We start from the raw sequence: 14,872 nt of genomic DNA on the forward strand, positions 1-14,872 counted from the left end.
TCACGTTCAGTGGAGCGCAACCGTGGCGCCGATCAATCCCTGTGCTTCGTAGATCTTGGCCGCTACTTCGTCTCGCATGGCGACGAATTCCGGCGTCGAGCGGATTTCGGTGTCGGTCGACCGATAGCTGCCTTTCTTGAACCACACCTTGCGGTCGTAGATCACCCGTCCAGGGCGCGCTCCCATCACGATGACCCGCGTGCCGAGGAAAATCGCCTCCTCGACACTGTGCGTGACAAAGAAAACCGTCTTGCGACGCTCACGCCACAACTCGAGCAGTTCGAGTTGCAGCCTCTCGCGTGTCATGGCGTCGAGAGCGCCGAAAGGCTCGTCCATCAGAATGATTCGCGGGTCGGTGATCAGGACGCGCGCAATCTGGCATCGCTGCTGCTGACCGCCCGACAGCTCGTACGGCTTTCGGTTTCCGTACTGCTCCAGGCCGACGAGCTCCAACATACGTTCGGCTTCGTCAGCGCGTTCGCGGCGCGAAACACCCCTCATCTTGAGCCCGAACTCGACGTTTCCCCGCACCGACAACCATGGATACAGATTCGAATGCTGAAACACCACACCACGGTCCGGGTCCGGGCCTTTGATGTGGGTGTTTCCCACCATGACGGTTCCCTCGGTGGGCGTCTGGAACCCAGCCAGCATCTGGAGCAGCGTAGTCTTACCGCAACCGGAAGGACCTACGACACATACGAATTCCTCGGGCTCGAAGGTCAAACTCGTCGACGAGAGGGCGACGACCGTTTCGTCGGAGGTGACGTATTCCTTGCGCACCTCTGTGAGAACTACTCGAGTACTGAGGTCCGTACCTTCCGTTGTCATGACTGTCCTACCTTCGCGACCGCATCGTTGAAGATTCCGTCTGCATACTTGCCGGGCGTGCTGACCGCATCGATATTGCCCTGCTGTAGAAGGAACTCCGCTGTTCCTGCCAAACTCTGCGCAAAAGCCCCACCGAGATAGTCCGGGCCGGCCTGCTCTGCAGCCGAAAGATATGTGTACCCCACGAGCTGAGGAATGATCACGTCCGGTGCGATGCCGAGCTGTGCAGACATCGAGACTGCTGCTGCGGTGGGATCGGCGTTGATCCGTCCGACTGCAAAGTCCTGCAACTTCGTCCACATCTCCATGAACTCGGGGTTCGATGTAGTGAAAGCCGTTGTGGCTCCCGAAAGATCGAAGGTGGGTGCGCCCTGTTTCGCCACATCCTCACTACTCAGGATGACGCGACCGTCTGTTGTCAACTTCGACAATGTCGGGTCCCAGACCCACGCCGCATCGATCTGGCCGCCCTGCCAGGCGCCGAGCATCGCATCCGGCTTCAGGCTCATCAAGGTGACGTCAGCCGACATGTTCGCGGCGCCGAGCGCGGCCAGCAGACTGTAATGAGAGGTGCTGCCGAAAGGTGTTGCGATCTTTTTGCCGCGCAACCCTTCCAGCGTGGTGATCGACGGATCCCTGACCACCAGAGACTCCGCTTTCCCGATCACATCCTGAATCCATATCACTTGCATCGGAATGTTCAGCGGCGACGACAAGGCCATGGTAGCGGGACTCGAACCGAGCGTTCCGAGATCGAGGCTGCCAGAACCGAAGGCTTGGACGACGTCTTGCCCCGAACTGAACTTGCTCCAAGTGATATCGGCATTGGGCATGCAGGCTTCCAGCAAACCTTGATCCTTGACGATCAGATCGCCGTTCGGGATGTCCTGGTAGCCGATCCGCGCGGTAGTCGTGATCGACTCGTTCACTGTCACGGGGCAACTGGTCGTGGCACCCGTCGATCGACTCATCTCACCGCGCCCCGTCTCCACGCACGCAGTCAGGCTCATGCCCAGAGTTCCGGACGCAATGACGGCGATGACAAGCTTTCTCGAATTGATTTTCATGCCTTACCTTTCCATGGCGCCCCGACTGTTCCGATCGCTTTGATCACGGAGTCGAGAACGAGCGCAGCACAACCGATGACGATGATGCAGGCGATGGTCAACGGCGTATCGAGCTGAGTTCCGGCCAGATAGGCCAGTCCGCCGATGCCCGGAATACCGTTGTTGAGTTCGGCTGCGACCACAGTGGTCCACGCGAATCCGACTGCAATACGGATGCCGTTGATCACTTCCGGCAGCGTCGACGGAAAGACCACGTTGGTCAGAACCTGGGTTCGGCTTGCACCCAATGCTTTTGCCGCATTGATCTGGTCGACCTTGACCGAGGTGACTCCGTTCAACGTGGCGATGGCTATCGGAGGGAATGCAGCCAGGAACAGGAGCCAGATCTTCGAAGTGTCACCGATACCGAACCAAACGATGAGCAATCCGATGTAGCCGAGTGGGGGCAATGCACGAAGAAAGTTCAAGTACGGCTCGACGAAGGTGCGTATCGGCGCAGACATCCCCATGGCGAAACCGATGAGGGGGCCGACAATCACGGCCGCACCGACTCCGGCAGCGATCCGTTGGCCGCTCGCGATCAGATGCTCCCACAGGAAGTAGTTCTGCTCACCGAGGACTTCACGATCCACACCGGGCGCAATCTGGTGCCACGTGTTGGCTCTGACGAACGCGTCCCATACCGACTTCGGCGAAGGGAGGAACAATTCGTCGATCACACCGGCAGCAGTGATTCCCCACCACAGAACCAGAAAGACGAGCAACGCAACTACACGAACGCCCATGGACCGCAATCGCGTCGACGACAGCTGTCTTTTCCTGCGCAGGGGTGTTCGGTCAGGCCTCCCGGTCTCCGACGAAGGCGCCACCGCGGTCGGCGGGGAACTGGTGGTGGTCATGCGGTCCTCCTGTGTACTCGCTGAGCCGAGGTCTGATCGCGGGCCAGTACAAGCATCGAGTCGACGTTGACCCGACTCGGGCGAGTGACGACCCAAGCAACGCAATCCGCGATATCGTCGGCGGTCAGTGGATCGGCGCCGGCGTACACGGCGGCGGCACGCTCCTTGTCACCGCCGAAGCGCACCATGCTGAACTCCGTCTCCACCATGCCCGGATCGATCTGACAGACACGGATCGGCTCTCCGAGAAGTTCGAGTCGCAACACCCGAGTGAGTGCTGTCACAGCATGTTTCGCAGCGTTGTACCCTCCCCCTCCCAGATACGGCTCGCGGCCGGCGATCGATCCGATACTCACGACGGTGGCGTTCCCGCTCTCACGTAACCGTGGCAGCAACCGTTGCGTGACGCGCAGGACACCCAGGACATTCACATCGAACATCGCGGTCCAGTCCGCCTCGTCGGTATCGGCGATACTGTCTGCGCCGAGCGCGCCACCGGCATTGTTGACCAACACGTCACAGCGCTCAATCAGGTTGCAGAAAGCATCAACCGAGGCGACGTCGGTCACGTCGAGAGGTAGAGCGCGAGCGCCCGTTTCGGCCGCCAACTCCTCTAGCCGATCCATCCTGCGCGCACCCATCACCACATCGAATCCCTCCTTGACGAGGTGCCGAACCGTCGCCGCGCCGATGCCACTGCTGGCCCCGGTGACCACAGCTACTGGAGTCTTCATGACGGACATAGTGGGGAACTCCTTCGAGAATGATGCTGCAGAATCCTGCTGGTGAATGTTGTTCATGCCCTGGGAGATTCCCATCGGCATCGAATGAACTGCTCACCAGTCTGCTCATAATCTGGCACCTGCTCCAGTGCCACCTGCAGGGTCATTTTCTCGGGCCAGTCGTAACGTACTCGACTCGTGTTAACGCGATGGTTCCTCTGTGTAACTGGCCCCTCCAGATCGCGTCCGATCTGGATCTGGCGACGGGCCACCACTGTTCTCCATCATTGGGTGGACTGAAGAAGTTCAACCCTCGATCAGGAGGTTTCTGCCATGGCAGCTCCCGCACTCAGCACGTCACAACGGACCTACGAACTGGATCGAGCGCATGTCTTCCACTCGTGGTCGGCTCAGAAGTCGTTGCAACCCATGGTTGTCGAACGTAGTGAAGGTTGCTACCTCTGGGATGGCGAAGGCAAGGAATATCTCGACTTCTCCTCGCAACTCGTCTACACCAACGTAGGACATCAGCACCCGAAGGTTGTCGCCGCCGTCCAGGAACAGGCAGCGAAACTGTGCACCATCGCACCTGCTCACGCGAACGAGGCTCGGTCCGAAGCGGCGCGACTGATCGCCGAGATCTCCCCTGAGGGGATGGATCGAGTCTTCTTCACCAGTGGCGGTGCGGATTCCAACGAGCACGCCATCCGCATGGCGCGCCTCCACACCGGTCGATACAAGATTCTCTCGGCGTACCGCTCCTACCACGGTGCGACGGCGGAGACTATCAATCTCTCCGGCGATCACCGTCGCTGGCCGAACGACTACGGCAACTCAGGAGCTGTCCACTTTCACGGTCCGTTTCTCTATCGGTCCGAGTTTCGTTCCGAGACGGAGCAACAGGAGTCCGAGCGCGCACTGGAGCACCTCGAAACTCTGATCCGATTCGAAGGTCCGTCAGCGTTTGCAGCGATCATCGTCGAATCGGTTCCCGGCACGTCCGGCATCATGCCGCCACCGCCCGGATACCTGAAGGGTGTCCGGGACATCTGCGACCGATACGGCATCGTCATGATTTGTGACGAAGTCATGTCCGGCTTCGGTCGCACCGGAGCCTGGCTGGCAATCGACCACTACGATGTCGTCCCCGATCTCATCACCTTCGCCAAGGGTGTGAACTCCGGCTACGTGCCCCTCGGCGGAGTCATCGTCGGTGAGAAGGTCTACAACTCGTTTGCCGAGCGTCCCTACCCCGGCGGCATGACGTACTCCGGCCACCCGCTCGCCTGCGCCGCCGCCGTGGCCACCATCACGACGATGCACGAGGAACGCATAGTCGAGAATGCCGAGTTCATCGGCCGCACGTCACTCGGTCCGGGGCTCGCTGCTCTCACTGACAAACACCCGAGCGTCGGAGACGTCCGAGGTCTCGGAGTCTTCTGGGCACTCGATCTCGTCACGAACCGTGAGACACGCGAACCACTGTCCCCGTACGGCGGCACCAACGCTGCGATCGGTCGGACCATGACAGCGGCGCGGGAGGCGGGGCTGCTGGTCTTCAACAACTACCACCGCATCCACGTGGTCCCGCCGTGCACCGTGACCCCCGCACAAGTCGACGCTGCGCTTGCCATGCTCGACACTGCGCTGGACGTAGCCGATTCCTACTACGACGGCCCCCGGTGACAGCGTCGACTGTTCAGGCGAATGCGCTCGACGACGCGCGTGTTCAACTCGCGGAGGCAGTGGCAGTCCTGGGCTACCCCGAAGGTTTGCACCGCATCCTCGGCGCTGCCAGGCGTGAAACGACCGTCAGTGTTCCTCTTGTCCGCGACAACGGCGACGTGGAGGTCTTCACCGGATACCGGGTGCAGCACAGCATCGCCCGCGGGCCGGCCAAGGGTGGGATCCGATACAGCTCCGAGGTAAATCTGGACGAAGTCCGTGCTCTGGCGATGTGGATGACATGGAAGTGTGCGCTTCTCGACATCCCCTACGGCGGGGCGAAAGGCGGAGTCGACGTCGATCCCCGGACACTGTCCCCCGCCGAACTCGAACGTCTCACCCGGACGTACACCCAGGGAATCTCACCCGTCATAGGGCCGGACAACGATATTCCCGCTCCGGACGTCGGCACCGACGAGCAGACCATGGCCTGGATGATGGACGCATATTCCGCAACTCGGGGTCGTGGTGTCCCGGGCGTGGTGACAGGCAAGCCCCTTGATCTCGGCGGCTCGCTCGGCCGACGGACGTCCACTTCTCGCGGCGTCGCTCACATCTCGCTGTTGGCTCTGGCGAAAGAAGGCATTGCACCGTCCTCGGCGACGGCAGTCGTTCAGGGATACGGCAAAGTCGGCGCGGATGCCGCGGACTACCTTGCCGAGGCGGGGGTTCGAATCATCTCCGTCAGTGACAGATTCGGCGCAGTGCACAACACCGACGGTCTCGACTTGTCGCGTCTGCGGGCACATTCCGAAGAACGTGGCACAGTTGCGGCGTTCGGTGGAGGACTCCCGATCGATCCGGCGGCGGTACTCGAACTGGATGTCGACCTGTTGGTGCCGGCGGCAGTCGAGGGCGTTGTCAATGCCGACAATGCATCTCGGGTGTGTGCTCGCATCATCGTGGAGGGCGCAAACGGACCGACCACGGCCGAGGCGGACAGGATCCTCGAACGATCCGGAGTGCTTGTGGTGCCAGATATCCTCGCAAATGCCGGAGGAGTTGTGGTCTCGTATTTCGAATGGGTTCAGGCACAACAAGGTTACTGGTGGACGCTCTCCGACGTCGAGCGTGGACTGGATGATCGAATGACCGCAGCGTGGTCGTCGGTACTCGATCAGGCTGCGACTACCGGATCCACACTCCGACGCGCCGCGATGGCTCTCGCGGTCGGCCGGGTTGCCAGAGCACACCGAGCCAGGGGCCTCACCCACTGATTCGGCGAGTCTCGTCGAGCATTCGATGAGCAATACCCCCGAGCAGGGCGATGCCGGGCTCGATCGACTGCTGGGCTATCGAACCGAAGCCCAGCCGCAAGCAATTGTGCGAGCCGGTGCCGGGAAAGAAGTATCGCGATCCGTCAGCAACAAGAATCCCCTGCTTCGCTGCCCTTTCGGTCAACTCTGCAGCGTCGAGATCCTCCGGGCCGGTGTACCAGACACTGACACCGCCCGGAGGAAACGATGATGCTTCCACACGTGGCATATACGTGTTGATCGACTCGGTGATGATCTCCCAATTCTGCTTGAGTCGACGACGGTGCGAGCGCAGAACCTTGTGGTAGTCCCCCGAGGTGATGAAAAGCGCGAGCGAGCGCTGGATGTGACCGGGCAGGTGTTTGGTTCGATGATGACGCTCGGCCCGAAGTGCGGCAATGACTGGAGCATCGGCGACGATGTAACCGATCCGAAGACCCGCCGAGAGAAATTTCGAGAAGGATCCGAGGTAGATGACTCGACGGTTGTCTCCGATCGATTTCAGCGAGGGGGTCGGCCGACCGCGAAAGCGGAATTCACTGTCGTAGTCGTCCTCGATCACGAAACCGTTTCTCTCTTCGAGCAATTCGAGAAGTAGCTTCCGGCGCGGCAGACTCAGCGTGACGTTGGTGGGGTGGTGGTGGCTCGGTGTGAGGTACATGGCATCGAACACCGTCGATCGATCGAACACCGCCCCCCTACCGTCCACCGGGACCGGGGACAATTCCACACCGGAGCGCTTGAAGATGTGCATCGCATCGAGGTATCCGGGGTTCTCGAAACCCATTATCTTGCCCGACCCGAGCAGAACATCGGCGATCAGCGAAAGCCCTTGCTGGGTGCCGCTGGTCACCAAAATCTCGTCGGAACTCGCTTCGATTCCTCGCGACGGCAGGATCTCCTTGCGGAGCGCCTCGACGAGCAACGGATCATCTTGATCGACGGCGTCACGGACGCTGTATCGCAGATGCGGCCCGGTCATTGCCTCACTCGCGGCGCGCAACCAACCGCGCACGGGGAAGGAACGCAATTCGGGCTGGGAGCTGATGAACGGGTACGGGTAGTCGAAAGCGTCGGGATGCCCGAGAGTACGAGTGAATTCGACGCTCTCACGGGGTCGGAGCAACGTGGACCAATCGACGGGCTCGGCCGACGAGACGGACTCGGCCGCGGCGCGTGTCAGCGGCGTTGCCGCGTAAAGCCCACTGCGAGGCCTGCTCTCGATCACACCGAGCGCAATCAACTCGTCGTATGCGGCAGCAACGGTGTTACGTGAGACCCCGAGTTCCTGGGAGAGGTACCGCGTCGACGGCATAGGCCGTCCGCCGTCGAATACTCCTCGGGCAAGGAGATCTTCGATCATCGCGCGCACGCGGCGGTACATCGGCATCGTGGTGTCTGCATCGAGATACGCCGACCGGCCCGCTAGAAAATCATCCAAATTCTCGTGTGATCTCAACTGCGGTTCCTCCTGGTACTGGCCCCCTCAATGCTTGCACGATCTGGATCTTCCGGCAGTGCCAGACTGCCCAGAGAATGGGAATGTGATTCTTATCCTGGTCGCCTGCGTACTCGTCGGCTCGTCTGCAATTCAGTCGGCAACGGGATCGGGCTTCGGCCTGGTCGCCGGCCCTGCCCTGATTCTGATTGCGCCACAGCTGGTTCCGGCACCACTTCTACTTCTCACGCTACCCATCATGGGCTTGGTCGCAATCCGGGAACGCCGGCACTGCGACCTGAAAGCGGTACTGATCGCCAGTGCCACAATGATTCCCGGAATTGCTGCGGGTCTGTGGTTCCTCGGCCGCGTCGAGGTAACCGTCGTGCACGTGTTGGTTGCCGTCGTCGCATTGGCCGCGGGAGCAGCCCTCCTCACGGGCAAGTCCTTCAGCGGCACCAGCCATGCACTCGCCGGCGCCGGCATCGCGGCAGGCTTCATGGGCGCACTGGCTGCCATGCCCGGCCCGCCACTTTCACTGACATATCGGACGCCGAACGCTGCCGAACTACGGTCGACGCTCTCGACGATCTTTCTCCTCATGGCCGCGGCCACACTGGCTGCATTGCAGTTTCAGGTGGGCATCACTCGCGTCGAACTGCTGACAGCCCTCGCGCTGTCCCCACTGTTGCTGTGCGGTCACGCCCTCGGGACATTGGTCGCCCGCAGAATCTCTCTGCTCACCTCGAATCGGGTCACGACATACGTGATCATCGTTGCCGCAACCGCACTGCTCCTCCGTAGCGTCACTGTTGCAACTTGAGCGATCCTGTCTGATCGCACACTTTTTCCCGTCGACCGCGCCATCGGGGTAATGGAACAGTAATATGTGCTGAGTACCCACGGACAAACGGGAGACATCAGTGAGCAAGTTCGGACGTAAGAAGCAGCCCACGCCCAAGAGCTACCAGTGGCTGGCCATGACCCTCATCGCGTTGTCGCTGTCCGTCTCGATCGGGATCGCCGCCAAACCCTCCTGAGCTCGGCGAATCCGAAATTTGTAACCCTGCGTCCATCTGCACATGGACAAATAGGCGCAAATCGGACGCTTAGCTGTTCTAACTTTCCTTCCGTCGTGCCACCTCGGCACCGACGGAGAGGATTCACACACCATGCGAAGCCCACGCTTCGGTTTGCTGGCGGCTGCCGGCGCGGTCGGACTCGTGCTCGTTACCAGTGGCGCTCAGTCCATCGCCACGGCGTCGCCCTTCGGCTCGCTCGACACCGCGTCGAGTTCCGGCTCGGCTGAGACCCCGGCGTCGACCGACGGCGGTTTCACGTCCAAGACGCCGTACTCACCCGGCCAGCGTATCGCCGACTATCAAGCACCACCGACGGGATACTCGCCCGTGTACACGGAAAGCGTTGCGCGCCACGGCTCCCGGGCACTGTCGAGCCTGAAGTACGACGACCTGAGCCTGCAGCTGTGGGAACTCGCCGAAGCCGAGAACGCATTGACTTCCGTCGGCAAGGAATTCGGACCGGCGCTTCGCGATCTCATGGCCGCGAACAAGAAGCTGGGATACGGCAACCTCAGCGGACTCGGAGTCACCGAACATCGACAACTCGGAGCACGGGTCACCGAGCGCCTCCCCCAACTGTTCGACGCCATCGCAGCGCAACAGGGAACCATCACGTTGACCTCGTCGGGTGTCGACCGTGCCGTGGACAGCGCCGAGAACTTCGCCCAGGGCCTGACCGGTGCGTTTCCGGCCGTCGCCGGCGATGTTGCGCCGGTGACCACGGATGCCGACCTTCTCTACTTCCACGACTCGGATGCAAACGCCGACTACAAGGACTACGAGGATTCCGATCCGCGATTGAAGGCCGTCGACGATCAGATTGCCGATCTTCCCCGCACCCGCGAGGTCTCGCGGCACATGATGCTCAGGCTCTACTCCGAGGACTTCGTGAACCGCCTGAGCGCGGGCGAGTTCTCACTCGTCGACCGCGGCAAGGGTTCCAGCACGATCGACAACGAGGTCGACGCCGCGTACATGCTGTACAACACGTACATCATCACTCCGGGCATGGCCGAAGAAGGCAAGTGGAATTTCGAGCGGTTCATCGAACCTGCGGACGCGCAGTGGCTCGCGTACACGAACGATGCCGAGGACTTCTACGCCAAGGGCCCGGGCTTCACCGGTGAAGACGTCACCTACCGGATGGCAACCGTCTTGCGCGACGAGTTCCTGCGCGGCTTACAAGAACACACCGGGGCCGCCGCCGTACCGGGAGCGGACTTCCGGTTTGCACACGCAGAAACGATCATCCCCTTCGCCGCGCTCTTGAAACTGCCGGGAAGCACCGTCTCACAGGCCGAGGGTGACCTGTACACCTATGCGAACAACCCTTGGCGCGGAGCGCAGGTCAGCCCGATGGCCGCCAACGTGCAGTGGGACGTGTTCGGCGGACCGGACGGTAAGCGCCTGGTCCGAATGCTCTACAACGAGCGCGAGACAGCGTTTGCTGCCCCGTGCGCTCCGGTGAGCGCCGGAAGTTTCTTCTACACGCCGGACGAACTGGCCCGCTGCCTACCGGAGATTTCACCGGCAGCCTGAGATCCGGACCGAGGTCGACGAGGGCGCGCCCATGCCTGGTGCAACGCCAGCATGCGCGCCTTTTCGTCGTCTTCCATCAACAAGGCGTCGCAGATACGAACGATGACGGGGGCCGAAACACCAACGGACGTACCCTGTTCCAGCCGTTGGTAGTGATTGAAACTGATGTCGGCGATCTGCGCGACATCACGCCGGCTAAGGCCGTGCATGCGGCGAGCTCCCTCGCATCGCATGCCGACCTTCTCGGGCGCAAGACTGTTTCGTTTCTCGACGAGCATCTGGCTCATCAACTGACGCGCGCTCGACCCATTCACGTCGCCACCTTTTCCATCCCTGAAATATGCTTTCAAATAACATGTTTCAGAATATGGGATGACGCGGACACAGCGGTATCTCCGAGATGACAGATAATCACGCGATACCGCCAACCCTGTGCCCGTTCACGCCGTATAGATCAGGCTGTGAGGATCAGGCTATGAACCTGCCGATCGTCGGATTCGACTGGCAGATGGGACTACTGCCCCAGTTGATCGAACCGAATGCCGTCGCAACGACATTGCCGACGCCGGTGTTCACCGTCGCGGACAAGTACGGGTAATTACCGACCAGGTCGACGATTCCGGACTTGCCCGTGTCGGTGTTGACCCACGCAACGGTCACCTGACCCGCCGCCGGGATGGGCGCAGCCGCCGGGAACGAATCGAAGCGGATGTCACCCTTGGCTATGGGCGGATTGGACTCTGGTCCGGACTGGCCGGTGAGTCCGGTCAGCGAGGCCAGCGACCCCTGATTCGGACACCCGATGGTGACGGCGGCGCCACCGAAAGGATGGGGCGGATCAGCCGAGGCGACTCCGGCGAACATGACGCTCGCGGCAATCGGTAGTCCGATGGCCGCGAAAACCCCGGCCGTGCGTGTGACGCTCATAGCTGCTCCTCGGGTCGACAACACTTTCCGGATACCCCTGGTACAACGCCCGAAACGATGGACAGTCGACTATTCACACCCCCTAGACAACGCGTGTTGTCAGAACTACAGTCGGTGGTGCAGCTCACACCTACCTCTGCCGCGCGCAGACCAGTCCCAGGGAGTGTTCAGATGAAGCGCTACGACCTCCGCAGTCGCACGGATCGACTCGATCCCGAAACCGATTACGAAGAGATGTCGCGCATTCTCGCGGCGCAAGAGTTTCCCTGGGACATCAATCAGGCGCTCAGCTTCGCCCTTTTTCGCACGTACGCCGTTCCCTCGATCGGCAAACTTCTCTTCTCCACCGGGGAGTTCACCGACAAGGTTCAGAAGCGCTACGACGACACCAGCCTGATCCTCGACGCCATCCTCGAGCACGGCCTCAGCAGCACCGAAGGCCGCAAGAGCGTGCGTCGAATGAATCAGATGCACGGTTCGTACGACATCTCCAACGACGACATGCTCTACGTACTGGCAACCTTCGTCGTCACCCCGGTCAGGTGGCTCGACGAGTACGGCTGGCGGAAGATGACCGAGAACGAGATCGTCGGGTCGACGAACTACTACCGCCACCTGGGCCGGTACATGAACATCAAGGACACGCCGGACACCTACGAGGGGTTCGTCAGACTTCTCGATGACTATGAGCGCAAACACTTTTCATTCGACCCCGGCGCTCGGGCGGTCGCCGACTCCACTCTCGACCTGATGTGCACCTTCCCGCCCAACAATCTGGCGCCGAAGGCTCTGGTCAAGGGATTCGCCTTCGCCCTCATGGACGATCACCTACTCGACGCCTTCCACTACAAGCACCCGAGCACCGCGATGCGCGTCGTCTCACGCGGCGCGCTGAAAGTCCGCGCGCGTCTGCTGCGGTTCTTCCCGGTGCGCACGAAGCGGAAATTCGCCCGCGAGCTGCCCAACATCCGCAGCTACCCGAGCGGTTACAAGGTCGAAGACCTCGGCACCTTCCCCACGGGGTGCCCGGTCAAGCACCTGCAGGCAGACCAGCAAGCCCAAGCCTAGACGCGTTGGGATACTCGAACGGTGGCGCAACTCTGGATGCTCGAGGATCTCGAACCGTGGCGCGACACCCCCATGCCTGGCGATACGTGCGAACCGACGACCTACTGGGCCAGTCCCGAAATGTTGGACCTTCCTGCCGAGGTGTGCTGCGAAATCGATGCACGCATCGCGACCGTGACAATCGACGGCCGCACTGAGCACATAGCCCATCTCGGACACGGATTTACGACGCTGATCGGCGACGATGTCGGAAGCGTCGGCGAGGTGCGGTTGAGAGGTTGCCTGGTGTGGGATCGCTATCTCTGGACGCAATACCGCACAGAGCCCACCGGGCGCGTGCGGGTGAAAGCGCGGCCCGGCCACCTCGTTCAACACGAAACACTCTTGACGACAATTCATTCCGGTCTCTTCAACGTCGTCTTCGACGGGCCGACGGTGTACTGCGAGACGGGTCAGGTCCCCACAAATTTCGGCGTCCGCTGGAATATGCTGGTAGTCGAACTCGAGACTTGGCCGTGATCGGTCGTCAGTGCCAATACGGCGGAACGATATCCGGGTCGTCGAGGACGGCATCGATCCGCGAATCGGCCACAATTCGAATGATCGCTTCGTCGGGGGCGGCGATGATCGCGAAATGTGGGTCGACATCATTGGTTATGCACCATGCATGATCCGCCGGCCAGATGAAGGCCGGATCAGGGGAAGAACCCCACGGCCAACGAGCTGAGTTCTCCACGCTCCAATCGGCGTAGTCGGCAAGCGTTCCACGCAAGAGCCAGTAGTCACGATTGGGGATCTCGAACCGCGGAACGTCATCACCGACTGCCGACCCCCACCCGGTCCACATGCAGAAATAGCACTCGTCGGGTGTGGTTGTGTAACTGGACAACACATCCAGGGCAAAGCTGATCAGCACTTTCTCTTCCGGCCCGGTCTGATCGAAATCGACATCATTCGATTTCTGACCTGGAAAGCTCGGATCTGGGATGAACCGCAAGCGCGCATACTTCGGAAATCCGCTCGGGCCGCGCCCTGCCAACTGATACCAAGGCAGATCCTGATCGACCAGCCATTCGGTAGCCGTCAGATCTGTGCACAATGTCAGGCCCGTGCTGGGCTGATCCGTATCCCTCATGGCCGAGTGACGGAGGAGTCTCGCGCCGTACGACGCAGGGTGATCAATTCATGGTTTGTCTCGGCGTCGAGTCGACGCCCCTCTTCTTCGAACTCCATCAGCGCATAGAACCTGCGGGCCCGATCGTTGAGTGTGTAAACCTCGAGTGTCACCTCGTCGTGCATGGTGGTGGCGTGTTCGACCAACGCCCTCCCGACTCCCAACCCCTGTGATGCCGGCGCGACGAACAGTCCCCCGATTTCGGAGCCGATCATTCCCAACAGGCCGACGACTTCGGAGTTGTGCTCAGCCACCCAATTATCGGCCTGGATCAGATAGACCTCTCGCATCTTCTGCTCCCGATCGCCCGTTCCCTCACCCACAAGGAACGGATGGGCTTCACGGGCAGCATTCGACCACAGGTCGACGACCACGTCCTCATCCGAGGGTAAGTAGCGGCGAATGATCAGATCCTGGTTCACAATCCGACCATACCCTCCGGCATCAGAGCGATAGCTGATGCTGAAAAGCACCGATTCTCGAATCACGCACGACGGCCTCGACATAAATCAGTGGGAATTCGATTCGTTGCCACCCCACAATTACCACCTTGTGCAAGGGTTGTCCGATGACCGACGGTGATCCGACAACTGAGCGTGGAAGTCCGGCATCCTGGTGGAAGGTGACAGCGATTGTCACCGCAGTGCTTGTCGCTCTCACGTGCGGCGTCATCGTGTGGTCCTTCATGCCGCCGGTTGTGTACTTTCCATTCTTTGCGCTCGCCGCCTCAGTGTTGCTCGGTTTGGGTGGAGTGTGGTTGATACTCAGCCTGATTGGTTGGATGAAGTACAAAACGCTCCGATTGAGCATGATCGCGCCGGTGATAGTCCTCGTCACCGGCGCGCTCGTGACGTTGTCCGTCCCTTCGCATGTTGCGTTTGCACTGTCGAAAGACTCCCTCGAAGCAGTGGCCGCGGATTGCCAGAAGTCGTTGGACAACCAAACAATTGGCGTCTACCGGGTCCTGCAGGTCTGGCCCGTCGGCAACGGGTGCCGCTTCCACATCGAGGGCGGTCTGATCGATTCGATCGGATTGGCGTACTTACCCGACGGCGCACCATATCTCGGCAAGCCCCGCCGCGACGGCGAGATCGGTTACCAGGAGTTCGACGGCGACTGGTACTCGTTCGTTCAACGGTTCTAG

General features: G+C 60.9%; 16 protein-coding genes. 7 read left to right on the top strand and 9 right to left on the bottom strand.

All coding sequences use genetic code 11. From position 1 onward, the window contains the following. Window positions 1-6 precede the first annotated feature (6 nt). Genes DBV08_RS06805 through DBV08_RS06820 form a run of 4 tightly spaced genes read right to left on the bottom strand, consistent with a single transcriptional unit; the run spans window position 7 to window position 3,531 of the window. A complete protein-coding gene (locus DBV08_RS06805) occupies window positions 7-831 on the bottom strand; it encodes an ABC transporter ATP-binding protein (RefSeq protein WP_124566932.1) in 825 nt (274 codons plus the stop codon). After that, window positions 828-1,898, bottom strand: coding sequence for a glycine betaine ABC transporter substrate-binding protein (locus DBV08_RS06810; protein ID WP_124566933.1), 1,071 nt, complete (start codon window positions 1,896-1,898; stop codon window positions 828-830). Before DBV08_RS06810 ends, DBV08_RS06805 begins: the two co-directional genes overlap by 4 nt. Continuing rightward, window positions 1,895-2,797, bottom strand: coding sequence for an ABC transporter permease (locus tag DBV08_RS06815; protein ID WP_124566934.1), 903 nt, complete (start codon window positions 2,795-2,797; stop codon window positions 1,895-1,897). The genes DBV08_RS06810 and DBV08_RS06815 overlap by 4 nt, the downstream gene beginning before the upstream one ends. Then, complete coding sequence (locus DBV08_RS06820) at window positions 2,794-3,531, bottom strand: SDR family NAD(P)-dependent oxidoreductase (RefSeq protein ID WP_080909426.1); 738 nt, start codon at window positions 3,529-3,531, stop codon at window positions 2,794-2,796. Before DBV08_RS06820 ends, DBV08_RS06815 begins: the two co-directional genes overlap by 4 nt. 321 nt (window positions 3,532-3,852) lie before the next feature. Between DBV08_RS06820 and DBV08_RS06825 the strand changes: the two genes are divergently transcribed. After that, window positions 3,853-5,205, top strand: a complete 1,353-nt coding sequence (locus DBV08_RS06825) for an aspartate aminotransferase family protein (RefSeq protein WP_124566935.1) — start codon at window positions 3,853-3,855, stop codon at window positions 5,203-5,205. Continuing rightward, window positions 5,202-6,461, top strand: a complete 1,260-nt coding sequence (locus tag DBV08_RS06830; protein WP_124566936.1) for a Glu/Leu/Phe/Val dehydrogenase — start codon at window positions 5,202-5,204, stop codon at window positions 6,459-6,461. The genes DBV08_RS06825 and DBV08_RS06830 overlap by 4 nt, the downstream gene beginning before the upstream one ends. Here DBV08_RS06830 and DBV08_RS06835 read toward each other — a convergent pair. Continuing rightward, entirely contained in the window at window positions 6,451-7,959 is a 1,509-nt protein-coding gene (locus DBV08_RS06835) for a PLP-dependent aminotransferase family protein (protein ID WP_185564482.1), read from the bottom strand. The genes DBV08_RS06830 and DBV08_RS06835 overlap by 11 nt on opposite strands. Before the next feature lie 85 nt (window positions 7,960-8,044). Between DBV08_RS06835 and DBV08_RS06840 the strand changes: the two genes are divergently transcribed. Together DBV08_RS06840 and DBV08_RS06845 are read left to right on the top strand one after the other, a co-directional pair. Then, the gene (locus DBV08_RS06840) at window positions 8,045-8,761 is read left to right on the top strand and encodes a TSUP family transporter (protein ID WP_185564485.1); all 717 of its coding nucleotides are present in this window, start codon (window positions 8,045-8,047) and stop codon (window positions 8,759-8,761) included. A gap of 349 nt (window positions 8,762-9,110) precedes the next feature. After that, on the top strand, window positions 9,111-10,559 hold the full coding sequence (locus DBV08_RS06845) for a histidine-type phosphatase (RefSeq protein WP_124566938.1): 1,449 nt from the start codon (window positions 9,111-9,113) through the stop codon (window positions 10,557-10,559). Here DBV08_RS06845 and DBV08_RS06850 read toward each other — a convergent pair. Next, window positions 10,505-10,873: a helix-turn-helix domain-containing protein gene (locus tag DBV08_RS06850; protein ID WP_124566939.1), complete on the bottom strand. Its 369-nt coding sequence runs from the start codon at window positions 10,871-10,873 to the stop codon at window positions 10,505-10,507. The genes DBV08_RS06845 and DBV08_RS06850 overlap by 55 nt on opposite strands. A gap of 154 nt (window positions 10,874-11,027) precedes the next feature. Beyond that, a complete protein-coding gene (locus DBV08_RS06855; RefSeq protein ID WP_124566940.1) occupies window positions 11,028-11,486 on the bottom strand; it encodes a hypothetical protein in 459 nt (152 codons plus the stop codon). Between the two features lie 171 nt (window positions 11,487-11,657). Here DBV08_RS06855 and DBV08_RS06860 point away from each other — a divergent pair, with 171 nt between their 5' ends. Together DBV08_RS06860 and DBV08_RS06865 are read left to right on the top strand one after the other, a co-directional pair. Next, window positions 11,658-12,554 carry an oxygenase MpaB family protein gene (locus tag DBV08_RS06860; RefSeq protein WP_095969370.1) on the top strand — a complete coding sequence of 299 codons (897 nt, stop codon included), beginning with the start codon at window positions 11,658-11,660 and terminating at the stop codon, window positions 12,552-12,554. A gap of 21 nt (window positions 12,555-12,575) precedes the next feature. Then, on the top strand, window positions 12,576-13,073 hold the full coding sequence (locus DBV08_RS06865) for a hypothetical protein (RefSeq protein WP_124566941.1): 498 nt from the start codon (window positions 12,576-12,578) through the stop codon (window positions 13,071-13,073). A gap of 7 nt (window positions 13,074-13,080) precedes the next feature. Here DBV08_RS06865 and DBV08_RS06870 read toward each other — a convergent pair whose 3' ends face one another. After that, entirely contained in the window at window positions 13,081-13,689 is a 609-nt protein-coding gene (locus DBV08_RS06870) for a hypothetical protein (RefSeq protein WP_124566942.1), read from the bottom strand. Then, the gene (locus tag DBV08_RS06875; protein WP_124566943.1) at window positions 13,686-14,150 is read right to left on the bottom strand and encodes a GNAT family N-acetyltransferase; all 465 of its coding nucleotides are present in this window, start codon (window positions 14,148-14,150) and stop codon (window positions 13,686-13,688) included. The genes DBV08_RS06870 and DBV08_RS06875 overlap by 4 nt, the downstream gene beginning before the upstream one ends. Window positions 14,151-14,296: 146 nt before the next feature. Between DBV08_RS06875 and DBV08_RS06880 the strand changes: the two genes are divergently transcribed. Continuing rightward, the gene (locus tag DBV08_RS06880; RefSeq protein WP_260395339.1) at window positions 14,297-14,872 is read left to right on the top strand and encodes a hypothetical protein; all 576 of its coding nucleotides are present in this window, start codon (window positions 14,297-14,299) and stop codon (window positions 14,870-14,872) included.

The organism is Rhodococcus sp. KBW08 (assembly GCF_003852455.1).
Classification (GTDB): domain Bacteria; phylum Actinomycetota; class Actinomycetes; order Mycobacteriales; family Mycobacteriaceae; genus Rhodococcus_F; species Rhodococcus_F baikonurensis.

Bases quoted from the DNA above. Each gene is read 5' to 3' on its own strand.
- DBV08_RS06870 (WP_124566942.1), bottom strand. From the start codon at position 13,689: ATGAGGGATACGGATCAGCCCAGCACGGGCCTGACATTGTGCACAGAT.
- DBV08_RS06815 (WP_124566934.1), bottom strand. From the start codon at position 2,797: ATGACCACCACCAGTTCCCCGCCGACCGCGGTGGCGCCTTCGTCGGAG.
- DBV08_RS06825 (WP_124566935.1), top strand. From the start codon at position 3,853: ATGGCAGCTCCCGCACTCAGCACGTCACAACGGACCTACGAACTGGAT.
- DBV08_RS06860 (WP_095969370.1), top strand. From the start codon at position 11,658: ATGAAGCGCTACGACCTCCGCAGTCGCACGGATCGACTCGATCCCGAA.
- DBV08_RS06820 (WP_080909426.1), bottom strand. From the start codon at position 3,531: ATGAAGACTCCAGTAGCTGTGGTCACCGGGGCCAGCAGTGGCATCGGC.
- DBV08_RS06855 (WP_124566940.1), bottom strand. From the start codon at position 11,486: ATGAGCGTCACACGCACGGCCGGGGTTTTCGCGGCCATCGGACTACCG.
- DBV08_RS06880 (WP_260395339.1), top strand. From the start codon at position 14,297: ATGACCGACGGTGATCCGACAACTGAGCGTGGAAGTCCGGCATCCTGG.
- DBV08_RS06845 (WP_124566938.1), top strand. From the start codon at position 9,111: ATGCGAAGCCCACGCTTCGGTTTGCTGGCGGCTGCCGGCGCGGTCGGA.
- DBV08_RS06805 (WP_124566932.1), bottom strand. From the start codon at position 831: ATGACAACGGAAGGTACGGACCTCAGTACTCGAGTAGTTCTCACAGAG.
- DBV08_RS06810 (WP_124566933.1), bottom strand. From the start codon at position 1,898: ATGAAAATCAATTCGAGAAAGCTTGTCATCGCCGTCATTGCGTCCGGA.